13 protein-coding genes are annotated in these 14,515 nt (G+C 69.2%); 9 read left to right on the forward strand and 4 right to left on the reverse strand.

What is annotated here, in order from left to right; all coding sequences use genetic code 11:
• The first annotated feature begins 56 nt into the window (after positions 1 to 56).
• A complete protein-coding gene (ilvD, locus tag ACVFYP_RS02465; RefSeq protein WP_499198537.1) occupies positions 57 to 1,913 on the forward strand; it encodes a dihydroxy-acid dehydratase in 1,857 nt (618 codons plus the stop codon).
• 41 nt (positions 1,914 to 1,954) lie between these two features.
• Here ilvD and ACVFYP_RS02470 read toward each other — a convergent pair whose 3' ends face one another.
• On the reverse strand, positions 1,955 to 2,170 hold the full coding sequence (locus ACVFYP_RS02470) for a hypothetical protein (protein WP_499198538.1): 216 nt from the start codon (positions 2,168 to 2,170) through the stop codon (positions 1,955 to 1,957).
• Between the two features lie 526 nt (positions 2,171 to 2,696).
• Positions 2,697 to 2,903, reverse strand: coding sequence for a cold-shock protein (locus ACVFYP_RS02475; RefSeq protein WP_216872844.1), 207 nt, complete (start codon positions 2,901 to 2,903; stop codon positions 2,697 to 2,699).
• A gap of 231 nt (positions 2,904 to 3,134) precedes the next feature.
• Between ACVFYP_RS02475 and ACVFYP_RS02480 the strand changes: the two genes are divergently transcribed.
• Together ACVFYP_RS02480 and ACVFYP_RS02485 are read left to right on the forward strand one after the other, a co-directional pair.
• The gene (locus ACVFYP_RS02480; protein ID WP_499198539.1) at positions 3,135 to 4,400 is read left to right on the forward strand and encodes a hypothetical protein; all 1,266 of its coding nucleotides are present in this window, start codon (positions 3,135 to 3,137) and stop codon (positions 4,398 to 4,400) included.
• Positions 4,397 to 5,509 (forward strand): pyridoxal phosphate-dependent aminotransferase, encoded by a 1,113-nt coding sequence (locus ACVFYP_RS02485; RefSeq protein ID WP_499198540.1) that lies wholly within the window; start codon positions 4,397 to 4,399, stop codon positions 5,507 to 5,509. Before ACVFYP_RS02480 ends, ACVFYP_RS02485 begins: the two co-directional genes overlap by 4 nt.
• A 1-nt stretch (position 5,510) precedes the next feature.
• Here ACVFYP_RS02485 and ACVFYP_RS02490 read toward each other — a convergent pair whose 3' ends face one another.
• The gene (locus ACVFYP_RS02490) at positions 5,511 to 6,614 is read right to left on the reverse strand and encodes an MFS transporter (protein ID WP_499198541.1); all 1,104 of its coding nucleotides are present in this window, start codon (positions 6,612 to 6,614) and stop codon (positions 5,511 to 5,513) included.
• Positions 6,615 to 6,737: 123 nt separating this feature from the next.
• Positions 6,738 to 7,496: an SDR family NAD(P)-dependent oxidoreductase gene (locus tag ACVFYP_RS02495; protein WP_499198542.1), complete on the reverse strand. Its 759-nt coding sequence runs from the start codon at positions 7,494 to 7,496 to the stop codon at positions 6,738 to 6,740.
• A 125-nt stretch (positions 7,497 to 7,621) separates the two neighbouring features.
• Between ACVFYP_RS02495 and ACVFYP_RS02500 the strand changes: the two genes are divergently transcribed.
• The 6 genes from ACVFYP_RS02500 (at position 7,622) to ACVFYP_RS02525 (ending at position 14,502) form a co-directional block, all read left to right on the forward strand.
• Positions 7,622 to 8,449 (forward strand): IclR family transcriptional regulator, encoded by an 828-nt coding sequence (locus ACVFYP_RS02500; protein WP_499198543.1) that lies wholly within the window; start codon positions 7,622 to 7,624, stop codon positions 8,447 to 8,449.
• 85 nt (positions 8,450 to 8,534) lie between these two features.
• Complete coding sequence (locus ACVFYP_RS02505; protein ID WP_499198544.1) at positions 8,535 to 9,734, forward strand: CaiB/BaiF CoA transferase family protein; 1,200 nt, start codon at positions 8,535 to 8,537, stop codon at positions 9,732 to 9,734.
• A gap of 27 nt (positions 9,735 to 9,761) precedes the next feature.
• Positions 9,762 to 10,547, forward strand: coding sequence for an enoyl-CoA hydratase (locus tag ACVFYP_RS02510; protein WP_499198545.1), 786 nt, complete (start codon positions 9,762 to 9,764; stop codon positions 10,545 to 10,547).
• Positions 10,547 to 11,440 (forward strand): alpha/beta fold hydrolase, encoded by an 894-nt coding sequence (locus tag ACVFYP_RS02515; RefSeq protein ID WP_499198546.1) that lies wholly within the window; start codon positions 10,547 to 10,549, stop codon positions 11,438 to 11,440. The genes ACVFYP_RS02510 and ACVFYP_RS02515 overlap by 1 nt, the downstream gene beginning before the upstream one ends.
• A gap of 39 nt (positions 11,441 to 11,479) precedes the next feature.
• Positions 11,480 to 13,051 (forward strand): ABC transporter substrate-binding protein, encoded by a 1,572-nt coding sequence (locus ACVFYP_RS02520; protein ID WP_499198547.1) that lies wholly within the window; start codon positions 11,480 to 11,482, stop codon positions 13,049 to 13,051.
• Complete coding sequence (locus ACVFYP_RS02525; RefSeq protein ID WP_499198548.1) at positions 13,048 to 14,502, forward strand: amidase; 1,455 nt, start codon at positions 13,048 to 13,050, stop codon at positions 14,500 to 14,502. The genes ACVFYP_RS02520 and ACVFYP_RS02525 overlap by 4 nt, the downstream gene beginning before the upstream one ends.
• The last annotated feature ends 13 nt before the right edge of the window (positions 14,503 to 14,515 follow it).

Raw genomic sequence — 14,515 nt, forward strand, 5'->3', positions numbered from 1 at the left:
CGCGGGCCTACAAAAGCGGCGCCCCGCGAGGAACCGCAAGCCAGGACCGCCGAGCCATGCCCCAGTATCGCAGCCGCACCACCACCCATGGCCGCAACATGGCCGGCGCCCGTGGCCTCTGGCGCGCCACCGGCATGAAGGATGGCGATTTCGGCAAGCCCATCATCGCCGTGGTCAACAGCTTTACGCAATTCGTCCCGGGCCATGTCCATCTGAAGGACCTTGGCCAGCTGGTCGCCCGTGAAATCGAGGCGGCGGGCGGCGTGGCGAAGGAGTTCAACACCATCGCGGTGGATGACGGCATCGCCATGGGGCATGACGGCATGCTCTACAGCCTGCCCTCGCGCGACCTGATTGCCGACAGCGTCGAATACATGGTCAATGCGCATTGCGCGGATGCGATGGTCTGCATCTCCAACTGCGACAAGATCACCCCCGGCATGCTGATGGCGACGATGCGCCTCAACATCCCGACCATCTTCGTCTCCGGCGGGCCGATGGAAGCGGGCAAGGTGGTGCATCGCGGCCAGAAGCGCAGCGTCGACCTGATCGATGCGATGATCGCCGCCGCCGATTCCAGCGTGACGGATGCCGAGGTCGAGGTCATCGAACGCTCCGCCTGCCCGACCTGCGGGTCCTGCTCCGGCATGTTCACCGCCAATTCGATGAACTGCCTGACGGAGGCACTGGGCCTGGCGCTGCCGGGCAATGGCACCGTGGTGGCGACACATGCCGACCGCAAGCGGCTGTTCCTGGAAGCCGGGCGGCGGATCGTCGAGATCACCCGCCGCCACTACGAGACCGAGGATTTCAGCGTGCTGCCGCGCAATGTCGCGACGCGCACGGCCTTCGAGAATGCGATGACGCTGGACATCGCCATGGGCGGGTCCACCAACACCGTGCTGCACCTGCTGGCCGCGGCGCATGAGGGTGGCGTCGACTTCACCATGACCGACATCGACCGCCTGTCGCGCCGCGTGCCGGTCCTGTGCAAGGTCGCACCCTCCGTCGCCAATGTGCATGTCGAAGACGTGCACCGCGCCGGCGGTATTTTTGGCATTCTGGGGGAGCTGGACCGGGCCGGGCTGATCGATACCAGCGTCAGCCGCGTGGATGCGCCGACGTTGGCGGAGGCGCTGCAGCAATGGGATGTGACCCAGACGGCCGATGACAGCGTGCTGGAATTCTTCAAGGCGGCGCCGGGTGGCATTCCGACGCAGGTGGCCTTCAGCCAGGCCGCGCGGTGGGAGGAGCTGGACACCGACCGCGCCGGCGGCGTGATCCGCGCGAAGGAAACGGCCTTCTCCGCCGATGGCGGCCTCGCCGTTCTGGCGGGCAATATCGCCGTCGACGGCTGCATCGTGAAGACCGCGGGCGTCGATGCCTCGATCCTGAAGTTCACCGGCCCGGCCAAGGTGTTCGAGAGCCAGGACGCCGCGGTGGATGGCATCCTGGGCGGCAAGGTGGTGGCCGGCGATGTCGTGGTGGTGCGCTACGAAGGGCCGCGCGGCGGGCCGGGGATGCAGGAGATGCTGTATCCCACAAGCTATCTGAAGTCGAAGGGCCTCGGGAAGGTCTGCGCCCTGGTCACCGACGGGCGCTTCTCCGGCGGCTCCTCCGGCCTGTCGATCGGCCATCTGTCGCCGGAAGCGGCCGAAGGTGGGCCGATCGGGCTGGTGGAGGATGGCGACATCATCGAGATCGACATCCCCAACCGCAGCATCAACCTGATGGTGGGCGATGATGTGATGGCGGCGCGACGCGTGGCGATGGAAGCAAAGGGAGAGGCGGCTTGGCAGCCGGCGAGCCCGCGCAAGCGCCAGGTCTCGATCGCGCTGCGCGCCTATGCCGCCATGGCGACCAGCGCCGCGCGGGGCGCGGTGCGGGATCTGGCGTCGCTGAAGCGGCGGTAGAACAACTAGATCGGCGGCGGGTGACCGCCGCCGATGGTTGTTCAGCTAAAGACGGAGGCCGCGCCCTGGCGCATCTGGCTTTCGCGGATGATGCGCTCATGCCCGTCACGGGCGTTCTTCACGCGGTACTCCCGGTCCTGCGCGTCGTTCGGCAGTTGCCGCACGACGGTATAGGCGCCGGAAGGGGCGGAGCCGTCGAAACGGCCCGGCAGGAATTCAATGCGCTGGCCCACATTGTAGCGGTGCATGGGAGGCATGTGGCGATCCTCGCGGGTCGGGGCGGGCCCTGGGCCGGGCCGGATGGCCGGCAGCCCGCGCGCCGCGCCGTCCTGAAGCATTTTCGGGTCCGGAAGATCTTCCGGAGAACGCGGAAAATGCGGCGAACCGGATGGTCCGCCGGTCGGCGCAAGGTCGAAATTCAGCCGATGAGTTCGAGGACGATGCGACGGATTTCATCGCGAGTCAGACTGGATGTCATCGGCGCCCGAAGGGCCTTGTCGTCCGGCTGGGCTGAAGGAAGGGACCCGCTGTCATGGGCATGCGGGATGGGCAGTCGGTCGCAGAAAGTGTGCACTTTGTCCTTTGAGCAGTCACTGAGTGGCTGTGCCACCGTGCTGCGAATGCTGGGTCTCGGGCGGGACGCTGTGGCGCGTCGCGCGAAGATCGCCGCCCTTCAAGGGCAGGGATGGGAGTGGTGAAGTCCATCGGTTGCCCAATGGCTTCACCTGTCGGCGTCCCGAAGGACGCCAGCAGGCCGGGGCGGGTAACCCGCCCCAGCGAGCGTCAGGCGCGCTTCAGGTTGCCGGCAGAGGTCTTGCCCTGCTGGCCCTGCTGGAGGTCATACTCCAGGCGATCGCCTTCACGCGGCTCCTGAAGGCCGGAACGCTGCACATCGGAGATGTGCAGGAACACGTCCTTGGAGCCGTCTTCCGGCTGAATGAAGCCGTAGCCCTTGGTTGCGTTAAACCACTTGACGGTGCCGGTCGGCATGACGAAATCCGCTTCGTAACAAAAGGCCGCTCCGCGAGATTGCACAGCGGATCAGTCTTTGAGGGGAAACGGACACCAGGCTCGGCGCTCGATCGAGCAGGGAGAGCAGGCCGAACCAAACAAGGCTGACCCGACCCATATGCACCTGCCATGGCCGATCTGCAACCCAAATCGGGCATTTGCGCGATTTCGTGTGTCCGGCATGATGGGATCGCTGGGGGAATGTAGCTGGTGATAACCGATGACGACGCGCCACGACTGACCCTGCCACCGGGTCCGCGCTTCGCCGCGCTGGGCGCGGAATTCATCCGGGGCACCGCCGCCGCGACGGGCATCGAGCCGCGCTTCGCGGAGCGGCTGGCCCTGATTGCGGAGGAGGTGCTGGGCGCCAGCCCCGACAGCGCCAGGCAGGTCACCCTGGCCTTGCGGGACCGCCGGCATGCGGTGCGGCTGGAACTGGGCTTCGCCTCGGCGGAGCTGGATCTGGCCGGGCTGGACCAGTCGCGCGACCGGGATGTGGAGGATGCGGCGGGCGTCGGGCTCTATCTGGCGGCGCGGCTGGCGGACCAGTTGACGACGGAGACGATGGGCGCAAGCGGACTGCGGCTCGGCTTCGACCTGGCCCGCGCCTATCCCAGCCGTGACCTGGCGGTGCCACCCGCCGAGCTGGGCCCGCCGTTGGGCCCGCCAATCGATCCGGATGACGCGACACTCGCGCTGCTGGTGGATTGGGCGGAGGCGCGGGGTGCCGGCGGCCCGGCCTTCCGCACCGCCGCCCGGGTGCTGGACCAGCGCGCGGCCGGGGAGTTGTTCGCCAGGGTGGCGCTGGATGCCCGGCGGCGGCCGGTTGGCGGGCTGTTCTGGCAGCCTTTCGGGCGCCGGCTGATGGCGCTGTCCGGACCGGCGCTGCTGCTGCCCGAGGGGCCGGCCCGACAGGATCTGGCCATGGCGTTGCTGGACTCCGTCCTGGGCGGCCTGGCACGCGGCACTGCGCAGGGGCTGGTGGTGCTCGACCTTGCGCCGGACATGCCGCGTGAGGCCTTCGAAGTGGTCGGCCATCTGCCGGATGCGGCGGGTGGAAGCTGCCCGGTGCTGTTCCGTGCGCTGGAGGAAGATCCGGGCGGCATCGCCTGGGTCGCGCCCGAATTGCGCGACTGGGTGACCGGCATGGTGCGCCGCCTTGGCCTGGGGCGGGATATCGAAACGCCGCCGGCACCAGCCCGCGCCAGCGGTGCCGCCATGGCGGCGGAAACCGACCGTGCCGCCGGCCGCGTGACCCTGCGGCCGCTGCTGGCGGCGGGGGATGCGGCGGCGGTCGCGGCCGCCAATGTCGCGCTGTTCCGGGGCCAGGGCTTTTCCCGGCTGCGCGCCGTTCTGGATCTGGGGCGGCCGGAGCATGCCGGTTTCGCGGAGGGTCTGCTGCGCGCCGGCCTGGCACCGGCGGCGCTGATTCCGGATGCGGCGGGCGACCTGCTGCTGCTGGCCGCGACCGAATGAACGGCTTCGCGCTGGACCGCCTGGTGCCGGCGCATGTCCGCGCCTTCGAGGCCTATGTACCCAGCCCACCAGACGATGTGCTGCTGCGCCGCTTCGGCGTCGTGCATCTGCACCGGCTGAACAACAACGAGAACCCGCTGGGCCCGCCTGCCGCCTGTCGCGAGATCCTCTCGCGCTGGGACCCGCGCGAGGCCGCGCTCTATCCACAGGGCGATGGCTGGCATCTGCGCCGCGCCCTGGCGGCGCGCTTTGGGCTGGATGCGGAGCAGGTGATCCTCGGCAATGGCGCCAATGAGGTGATCGCCTTTGTCATCAAGGCGTTTTGCGAAGCGGGCGACAATATCGTCACCGCCGACCGCACCTTCGCTGTCTATGAATGGCTGGCCAGTTTTTCGGGCATCGAGCCTCGGCTGGTGCCGTTGCGCGATGATGGCTTCGACGATGCGGCGCTGCTGCGCGCGATCGATGCGCGGACGCGGGTGCTGTTCCTGTGCAATCCCAACAACCCCACCGGAAGCTGGTGGGACCATGCGCGGCTGGCACGCTTCCTGGATGCCGTGGATGGACGCTGCATCGTGGTGGCGGATGAGGCCTATGCCGAATTCGCCGAGGACCCGACCTTTCCCGACAGCTTCGCGCTGATGGCGCGGCACCCGAACCTGGTCGTGTTCCGCACATTCTCGAAAATGTGGGGGTTGGCGGGGCTGCGGATCGGCTGGATGGCAGCGGCGCCGGAGGTGGCGGCGACGGTGCGCAAGACCAGCATCAGCTACAGCGTCAATCTGCTGGCGCTGGAAGCGGCGCGGGCCGCGGTGTGGGATGCCGCGCATATCGCGGCGACGCGCGCGCATGTCGGCGCGGCGCGTGCGGGGCTTTCGGCGCTGGCCGGGCGGCTGGGCCTGACCATGGTGGGCGCGATCGGCAACTTCGCCATGCTGCGCCTGCCGATACCGGACACGGTGGCGCATCGGCGGCTGATGGCGCGCGGCGTCATGGCCCGCGCCATGACCAGCTTTCGCTATCCCGGCTGGCTGCGCGTGTCCTTTGGCAGCACCGCCGGCATGGCGGCCTTCGCCGAGGCGCTGGAAGCCGTGTTGGCCGAGGCGTGATTCAGCGCGGCAGGCGCAGCAGCAGCGCCGCGGCGGGGGCGAGGCAGAACGCCGCCATGGCGAAGGCCCCGCCATAGCCGGCAAATCCCACCACCAGCCCGCCGAGCAGCGGGCCGAGCAGATAGCCGAGCTGCAAGGTCATCATCATCAGGTTCAGATTGCCGCTGCGCTGTGCCGCCGGCGAATGGCGATGCATCAGCGCGTTCAGCAAAGGCAGCGCCGCGCCGAAGCCAAGGCCCACCAGCAGGGCGACGGGCAGCAGCAGAATGGCGGGCAGCGGCAGGGCCAGCAGCGCCATGGCGAGCGCCACCAGGGCCAGGCCGGCGGCGGCCAGGCGGCGCTGGTCCACCCGGTCGAAGCTGCCGCCCGCCAGCAGCCGCAGCGCCATGATGGCCGCGGTCTGCAGGCCGAAGAACAGGCCGATGAAGGCGCCGCCGCCCAGTTCCAGGGCGCGCGGCTTCAGCAGGCTGAACAGCAGGGCATGGGCCAGGAAGGCCGCCGTGTTCACCGCCAGCAGCAACAGCACCGGGCCAACCGCTCGCCCCACGGGGGGCGCCTCCCCAGGCAGTGGCACCGGGGGTCTGCGGCGCGCGAACCAGATGGCCAGCAGCAGCGCCGGACCCTGCAACAGCGCCATGGCGGCGTATTGCGCGGCGGCATCGCCGCCGAAGCGCGGCAGGGTCGTCTCCAGCAAGGGGGGCAGCAGGGCGAAGGGCAGCAGGTCCGCCACGCCGAACAAGGCATAAGCCTCCCCGGCCCGGGTCACCGGCACCATGGCGACGAAGGCGGAGACGATGCCGACCAGGGTCAGCACGAAACCCAGCCCGTGCAGCAGCCGCAGCGCCAGGATCTGCGGGAAGTCCTGCACCACCAGATAGAGCGGCAGGGCCAGCAGCGTCACCGCGAAGCCGGCGACGATGCAGCGCCCCGCTTTGGCGGGCGGGGTGCGGACGGCCAGGGGCGGGATCAGCACCAGCGCCACCAGTGTGAAGACGGAGATGGCGATCCCGGCCTGGGCCGGGCCAAGGCCCCGGCCGCGCAGCCAGGGTTCCAACCCGTAAAAGGCGGCGAGGTTGGCGAAGCCCAGAAGGGTCAACACCAGCATGCCGGCGAAGCCGGCGTTCCAGAGCCGAGGCCGCGAGTCGTCCTGCCGCCTCGCCATCCTTGCCCGACTCCCCGCTTACCGGTTGCAGAATGACCTCAGGCGGGGATGCGCGCCATAGCCTAGCTACGGCAAGTAAACGCCACCGCTGATGTGGATGGACTGGCCGGTGATGAAGCGGCTGACCGGCAGGCAGAGATGCAGGATCATCGCCGCCACCTCCTCCGTCGTGCCTTCTCCGCCCGTCAGCACCTTGGCGCCCCCGCTGCCGGGCACCTCGCCGGAGGTCGCGCTGCGCGGGCCGCCGATCTTGCCGGGCACGACGCAGTTCACGGTGATGCCGGCGTTGCCGAATTCCACCGCCAGCGCCTTGGTCAGCCCGACCAGCCCGGCCTTGGCGGTGCTGACATGGGCGCGCTGATTCGCGCCGATATGCCCGGTGACGCCGCCCATATTGATGATCCGCCCGCCGCCGGCCGCGACCATATGCGGCAGTGCCGCGCGCGCGCACAGAAAGGCGCCGTCCAGGATGATGCCGGTGACGCGCCGCCATTCCGCGAAGCTCATCTCCGTGAAGGGCGCGATGGCGCGGTCGGCGGCATTGTTCACCAGGATGTCGAGCCCACCGAATTCGGCCACCGTCTCCGCCACCATGGCGGCGACCTCCTCCTCCGACGTCACATCGGCCAGGATCGCCATGGCCCGGCCGCCGCGCGCGCGGATCTCGGCCGCGACAGCGTCCACCTCGTTTCGTGAGGCGCGGGTGTTGACCACCACGGCGGCGCCGGCGCCGGCCAGGGCATAGGCGGTGTCGCGGCCATTGCGCCGCGCGGCGCCGGTGACGATCGCGACCTTCCCGGCCAGGGGTCCTGTGGCTTTGCTCATTGAACTGCTCTCCCGCTACGTCCGAATGACGTTACCATTGCAAGGTGGCGCCGGGCCGCGCTCTACTGCGCTGGCTTCCACTCAGCGGAATATGGGCGCCGGGTGGATCGGTCGGTGGAGGCGGCATGGCGACATCGGTTCCGGCGCATGAGGAGAGCGGTGCGGCGCAGGTCAGCGTCGTCGCCCGCGTCGTCGGCCTGCTGCGCAGCTTCGCGGAGGCCGGGGCGAGCGTTTCCATCAAGGATCTCTCGGCGGAGCTGGGCCTGGCACCGAGCACGCTGCACCGGCTGCTGGACCAGCTGATCGCCGCCGGCATGATCGAACGCGCGCCGCATCGCCGCTACCGCGTCAGTGCCGAATTCAGCCGCATCGGCGCCCTGGCCGCCCGCAAAACCGGCGTGCTGCGCCTGGCCCGCCCGGTGCTGGAGGATGTGGCGCGGGAGACGGCGGAGACCTGCATGCTCGGCATGCTGCTGCCGCAGACGCTGACCATGATGTTCATCGACAAGGCCCCGGCGGCACAGCCGTTGCCCTATGCCATCCACATGCACCGCAACCGGTCGCTTCTCTGGGGCGCCACCGGGCTTTGCATGCTGGCCTGGCTCAGCCCCGCGGAACTGGCGGATGTGCTGGGGCGTGGCGAATTGTCGCCGGTCAACGGCCGATCACCGCCCGACCGTGCGGTGCTGGCGGAGCGGCTGGCGACCATCAGGGCGCGCGGCTACGCCATCACGCGCGGGGAGCAGACGGAAGGCGCGGTGGGCATGGCCGCGCCGGTCTTTGGCGCAAGGCGGCGGATCGTCGCCGATCTCTGCATCACCCTGCCGCAGGCGCGCTTCGGCGCCGGGGATGAGGCGCGCTTCGCCCGGCTGCTGACGGAACGCGCCGCGCAGCTTTCCCGGGTTGCCACCAGTCTGCCCGCACCGCGCGAGGCCGCCGCGCAATTCCGCTGAACGGAACGCCCGACCATGCCAAGCTTGCGGCCAGGGTGGCAGGCATGGTCGCATCGCCTTCGTCCTGAATGGGTCGGAGGAAAACATGTCGTCATCGCGCCTGCCTTTGTCGCGCTTCCGGGTGCTGGATCTGACGGCGCATCGCGCCGGGCCGACCACGGCGCGGCAGCTGGCGGATTGGGGCGCCGACGTCATCAAGATTGAACCGCCGGCGGCGTTGGATGATGAGCCGGGCGGCGGGCTGATCGGAAAACGGCATGGCTCCGATTTCCAGAATCTGCATCGCAACAAGCGCAGCCTGACCCTCAATCTGAAGGAGCCCGAGGGCAAGGCCATCTTCTTCAAGCTAATCGAGACGGCGGATGTGGTGCTGGAGAACTACCGCTCCGACGTGAAGACGCGGCTGGGCGTCGATTACGAGGCCTGCCGCAAGGTCAATCCGCGCATCGTCTATGGCAGCATCTCCGGCTTCGGCCAGGACGGTCCCTATGCGACGCGGCCGGGTGTGGACCAGATCGCGCAGGGCATGGGCGGGCTGATGAGCATCACCGGCCTGCCGGGGCAGGGGCCGGTGCGTGTCGGCATCCCGATCGCCGACCTCACCAGCGGCCATTTCCTGGCGCAGGGTGTGCTGATCGCGCTGCTGGATCGCGAACATACGGGCGTGGGGCAGTGGGTGCATACATCGCTGCTGGAAGCGCAGATCGCCATGCTGGACTTCCAAGGCAGCCGCTGGCTGATCGAGGGCGACGTGCCGGGCCAGGCCGGCAACGACCATCCGACCAGCACGCCGACCGGCGTCTTCCCCACCGCCGATGGCAATATGAACATCGCGGCCGCCGGCGACCGGCTGTATCGCCGACTGTGCCGCGCCCTGGGGCGCGAGGATCTGATCACCCAGGCGGAATTCGCCGATACCGGCCTGCGACGGCGCAACCGCGTGGCGCTGAACGAGGCCATCGCGGCGGAAACCCGGAAGTGGAAAAGCGCCGATCTGGTTGCGGCCCTGACCGAGGCGGGCGTGCCCAGCGGGCCGATCAACAGCATCGACCAGACCTTTGGCGATGTGCAGGTCCAGCACCTCGGCATCGCCCGCAAGGTGGAACATGCGACGCTCGGCACGCTCGGTGTGGTGGGGCAGCCCATCAACCTCTCGGCCGCGCCGCAGCCCGAAACGCTGCGCATGCCGACGCCGGAGCTGGGCGAGCACAACGACACGCTTCTGGGCGAGCTGGGCTACGACGCCGAGGCCATCGCGCGGCTGCGCGCGCAGAAAGTGGTGTGACATGGCGGGGCAGGGGAGGATAATGCGATGACGGCTGAGATGCTGTCCCAGAAGACCGGGGCGATTGGCTGGATGACTTTCAGCAATCCCACCAAGCGCAATGCCATGTCGCTGGAGATGTGGGGCGCGCTGGAGGCGATCCTGGATGATTTCCAGGCCGATGACGCGATCCGCGTGGTGGTGATGCAGGGCGCGGGCGACAAGGCCTTCGTCTCCGGCGCCGATATCTCGCAATTCGAGCAGCAGCGCGACAGCGCGGAAAAGGCGGCCGCCTATGCCGCGATTTCCGACAGCGCGCGGGCCAAGCTGAACCGCTTCGACAAGCCGCTGATCGCGCTGATCCGTGGCTTCTGCATGGGTGGTGGGCTCGGCATCGCCATGGCGGCCGACCTGCGCTTCGCCGCGGAGGATTCGCGCTTCGGCATTCCGGCCGCCAATCTTGGCGCCGCCTATTCCTCCGACAGTCTGCGGCGGTTGGTGAACCTGGTGGGGCCGGCGGCGGCGAAGGACATCCTGTTCTCCGCCCGGCGGCTGGATGCGGCGGAAGCGCTGCGCATCGGACTGATTTCCCGCGTGCTGCCAGGGGACGTGCTGGAGGCGGAAGTGCGCGCCTATGCGGAGCTGCTGGCGGAGAAGGCCCCGCTGTCGCTGCGCGCCTCCAAGGCCATCGTGAACGAATTGATGAAGCCGGAAAGCGAGCAGGACGGCGCGATGATGCGCGGCCATGTCGCCACCTGCTTCGACAGCGCCGACTACACGGAGGGGCGCCGCGCCTTCATGGAAAAGCGCAAGCCGGTCTTCACGGGGCGCTGATGCAGGACGTGTTGCAGGACCTGGCGCCGATCCCGCCCGACATGGCCGCGCTCGGCGCGACGCCGGCGCAGATCGAGGCCCATGTGAAGGGGTTGGCGCGACGGGCGGAGACGCCCTGCGGCGAGGGCAGCCTCGTCTGGCACAGTTGGGGCGAGGGGCCGCCGCTGGTGCTGCTGCATGGCGGCTACGGGTCCTGGAGCCACTGGATCCGCAACGTGCTGCCGCTGGCGCGGGATCGTCAGGTGCTGGCGGTGGATCTGCCGGGTCTTGGTGAATCGGCCGTCCCGCCGGAGCCGGACAATCCCGATGCCATGGCCGATATCGTCGTGGACGGAATCAGGCGCCTGCTGCCGGCGGGCAGCCCGGTGGATCTGGTGGGCTTCTCCTTCGGCGGCGTCATGGGTGGGCCGGTGGCGGTGAAGCTCGGCCCGGCGCTGCGGCGCTTTGTCATCGTCGGCTCCAACGGGCTCGGCCTGGCGCGCGCGCCCATGGCGCCGATGGGGTCCTGGCGCCGCGAAGCCGACCGCGCCGCGCGGCTGGCGGTGCATCGGCGGACGCTGGAAGTGCTGATGCTGGCGGATGCCGCGCGCATCGACCCGCTGGCGCTGCATTTGCAGGAACGCAATGCGGAGGCTGGCCGCGTCCGCAGCCCGGAGATCAGCCGCACCGATGTGCTGCGCCGCAGCCTGCCGGCGCTGCGCGGCCGGCTCGCCGCGATCTGGGGCGAGCAGGACAATATCGCGCGCGGCGCGATGGAGGCACGGCGTGCCGTGCTGCGGGAGGCTGATCCCGATGTCCCCTTCCACGTGATTCCCGGTGCCGGCCACTGGGTGAGCTACGAGGCTGCCGAGGCCTTCAACACCTTATTGCCGGAGCTTCTCGCACCCCGCTGATGCAACGCCAGCCCGCCTGGCAAGGATAAGGAGATCGCGATGACCACCATCCCCCGCCTTGCCGCCAGTACGCTGGCCCTGCTGCTGGCCGCGGCACCGCTGCAGGCCGCGGAGCTGCGCATCGGCCTCGCCGCGCCGCCCACCTCGCTCGATCCGCATTTCCACAACAATGGGGTCAACAACTCCCAGGCCCGGCATGTCTTCGACTCCCTGACGCATCAGGACGCGAACCAGCAGATCACGCCGGGCCTCGCCGAATCCTGGCGTTTGATCGATGACGAGACCTGGGAGTTCAAGCTGCGCCAGGGCGTCACCTTCCATGACGGCACGCCCTTTACGGCGGATGACGTCGCCTTCTCCCTGGAACGCGCGCCCCGCGTGCCGAACAGCCCGAGCTCCTTCGGCACCTATACCAAGCAGATCAAAAGCTGGACGATCGTCGATCCGCACACCATCCGGCTGCACACGGATGGACCCTCGCCGTTGCTGGCGATCGACCTCAGCTCCGTGGCCATCATCTCCCGCAAGCATGGTGAAGGCGCCAGCACCGCGGATTACCAGGCAGTGCGCGCGGCCATCGGCACCGGCCCCTATCGCCTGGTGGAACACCGCCCGGGCGATCGCATGATCTATGAGCGCAACCCGAATTACTGGGGCGGCGCGGAGCCCTGGGATCGCGTGACCTTCCGCATCATCGCCCTCGGCCCGGCACGTGTCGCCGCGATGCTGGCCGGCGATGTGGACATGATCAATGAGGTGCCGAGCACCGACATGGCGCGGCTGCGCCGGCAGGCCAATGTGCGGCTGTGGTCGGGCGCGACCAACCGCATGACCTTCCTATCCGTCGATGTGCACAACGAAGTGCCGATCCCCGGCAATGCCACGGACAATGCGGGCAACCCGTTGCCGCGCAACCCGATGCGCGACCTGCGCGTGCGCCAGGCGCTGTCGCTGGCCATCGACCGCGACATCATCGTCGATCGCGTGAACGAGGGAGAGGCGGTGCGTGCCGACCAGCTGGTGCCCGAGGGCTTCTTCGGCTTCAACCCCGCGATTCGGCCGGAGGCGCCGGACCCGGAACGCGCCCGCCGCCTGCTGGCGGAGGCTGGCTATCCGGATGGCTTCCGCATCATCCTGCACACCAGCAACGACCGCATCGTCAACGCCACGCGCACGGTGCAGGTGATCGCCCAGATGTGGGGCCGCATCGGCATCCGCACCTCGGTCGAGACCATGCCGCACACCGTCTATTCCGGGCGCACCGCGCGCAACGAGCTGTCGCATATGCTGCACAGCTGGGGCGCCGGCACGGGGGAGGCCGCGGGCAGTTTCGTCGGCATCGTGCATACCCGTGGTGGCGCCTATGGCGGGTCCAATCGCGGTCGCTATTCCGACGCCCAGGTGGATGCGGCGATCAAGCAGGCGCTGGTGACGGTGGATGACGATCGCCGCCGGACCATCCTGCAACAGACCATGGCGACGGTGATGGAAAGCCGGGCGATCCTGCCGCTGGTCTTCTGGGTTTCCACCTGGGCGACCACGCCCGATCTCGTCTATGTGCCGCAGGCCAACCAGGGAACCCTCGCCATGGCGACAAGGCGCGCACCATGACCTCGTCTCTCTGTGACCTGACCGCCGTGGAACTGCGCCGCCTGATCGGCACGCGGCGGATTTCGCCGGTGGAACTGCTGGCCGATTGCCTGGCGCGGATCGAGGCGGTGAACCCCGCGGTGAACGCCGTGGTGGCCATGGATGTGGAGGGTGCGACGAAGGCCGCGCGGGACGCGGAAGTGGCGGTGATGCGCGGCGACCGGCTCGGCGCGCTGCACGGCCTGCCGATCGGTGTGAAGGACCTGAACGACACGGCCGGGCTGCGCACCACCTATGGCTCGCCGATGTTCCGCGACCATGTGCCGGAGAAGGATGAGCGTATCGTCGCGGTGCTGCGCGCGGCCGGCGGGATCATCCTGGCCAAGACCAACACGCCGGAATTCGGCACCGGCGGCAACACGCTGAACGAGGTCTATGGCGCCACCGGCAATGCCTTCGACCCGGCACTGTCCTGCGCCGGGTCCAGCGGCGGGTCGGGCGTGGCGCTCGCCACCTCCATGCTGCCGCTCTGCACCGGCTCCGACACCGGCGGGTCGCTGCGCAAGCCGGCTTCCTGGTCCGGTGTGGTGGGATTCCGGCCGACGCCGGGGCTGGTCGCATCGGAACGGCGGCGGCAGGGCTGGTCGGTGCTGTCGGTGCAGGGGCCGATGGGGCGCGATGTCGCCGATACCGCGCTGCTGCTCAGCGTGATGGCGAGTGCGGACAGCCGCGACCCGATGGCCAATCCGCTGCTCGGCGATCCGGCCGCGCTGACGTTGCGGCGGCCTGTGGACCTGGCCAGCCTGCGCGTGGCGACAACGGTCGATCTCGGCTTCGCCCCGGTGGCGCCCAGCATCCGCCGCATCTTCCTCGCGCGCATGGCGGCGCTGGCGCCGGCGCTTCGGCACTGCGAGGCGGAGGACCCGGATATGGAGGGCATCGACCGTGCCTACCGCGTCATCCGCTGCACCAATTTCCTGGCGGGCTTCCGGAAGTACTACGACCGCGACCCGAAGCTGCTGGGCGGCAATACCCGCAGCAATTACGAGGAGGGGCTGCGCTACAGCCTGACGGACCTCGCCGAGGCGCATGCGGAGCAGACGCGCATCTACCGCGCCTTCCAGGATTTCTTCACGCGCCACGACCTGCTGCTGCTGCCCTGCCAGGCGCTGACGCCCTTCCCGAAGGAACTGCCCTATCCCACCGAAATGGAGGGCATGCCGCTGACCGGCTATTTCGCGACCTCCGGCGTGACCTACGGCATTTCGATGATGGGCCATCCGGCCATTTGCATCCCCTGCGGGCGGGACGAGAAGGGCATGCCCTTCGGCCTTCAGGTGGTGGGGCCGCGCGGCGGGGATGCCTTCACCCTGGATGCTGCACTGGCGCTGGAACAGCATTTCCGGGACCTGCCGGATTTCCGCCGGCCGATCCCGGACCTTGCGGCGCTGGAGGCTGCGGGGCGCGGCTGATCCGCCGCGCCGT

The organism is Roseomonas sp. F4 (assembly GCF_053891155.1).

What these genes read in the sequence shown, in the direction of transcription:
- ilvD (WP_499198537.1), top strand. Translation starts at nt 57, where the DNA reads ATGCCCCAGTATCGCAGCCGCACCACCACCCATGGCCGCAACATGGCC.
- ACVFYP_RS02470 (WP_499198538.1), bottom strand. Translation starts at nt 2,170, where the DNA reads ATGCCTCCCATGCACCGCTACAATGTGGGCCAGCGCATTGAATTCCTG.
- ACVFYP_RS02475 (WP_216872844.1), bottom strand. Translation starts at nt 2,903, where the DNA reads ATGCCGACCGGCACCGTCAAGTGGTTTAACGCAACCAAGGGCTACGGC.
- ACVFYP_RS02485 (WP_499198540.1), top strand. Translation starts at nt 4,397, where the DNA reads ATGAACGGCTTCGCGCTGGACCGCCTGGTGCCGGCGCATGTCCGCGCC.
- ACVFYP_RS02490 (WP_499198541.1), bottom strand. Translation starts at nt 6,614, where the DNA reads ATGCTGGTGTTGACCCTTCTGGGCTTCGCCAACCTCGCCGCCTTTTAC.
- ACVFYP_RS02495 (WP_499198542.1), bottom strand. Translation starts at nt 7,496, where the DNA reads ATGAGCAAAGCCACAGGACCCCTGGCCGGGAAGGTCGCGATCGTCACC.
- ACVFYP_RS02500 (WP_499198543.1), top strand. Translation starts at nt 7,622, where the DNA reads ATGGCGACATCGGTTCCGGCGCATGAGGAGAGCGGTGCGGCGCAGGTC.
- ACVFYP_RS02505 (WP_499198544.1), top strand. Translation starts at nt 8,535, where the DNA reads ATGTCGTCATCGCGCCTGCCTTTGTCGCGCTTCCGGGTGCTGGATCTG.
- ACVFYP_RS02510 (WP_499198545.1), top strand. Translation starts at nt 9,762, where the DNA reads ATGACGGCTGAGATGCTGTCCCAGAAGACCGGGGCGATTGGCTGGATG.
- ACVFYP_RS02515 (WP_499198546.1), top strand. Translation starts at nt 10,547, where the DNA reads ATGCAGGACGTGTTGCAGGACCTGGCGCCGATCCCGCCCGACATGGCC.
- ACVFYP_RS02520 (WP_499198547.1), top strand. Translation starts at nt 11,480, where the DNA reads ATGACCACCATCCCCCGCCTTGCCGCCAGTACGCTGGCCCTGCTGCTG.
- ACVFYP_RS02525 (WP_499198548.1), top strand. Translation starts at nt 13,048, where the DNA reads ATGACCTCGTCTCTCTGTGACCTGACCGCCGTGGAACTGCGCCGCCTG.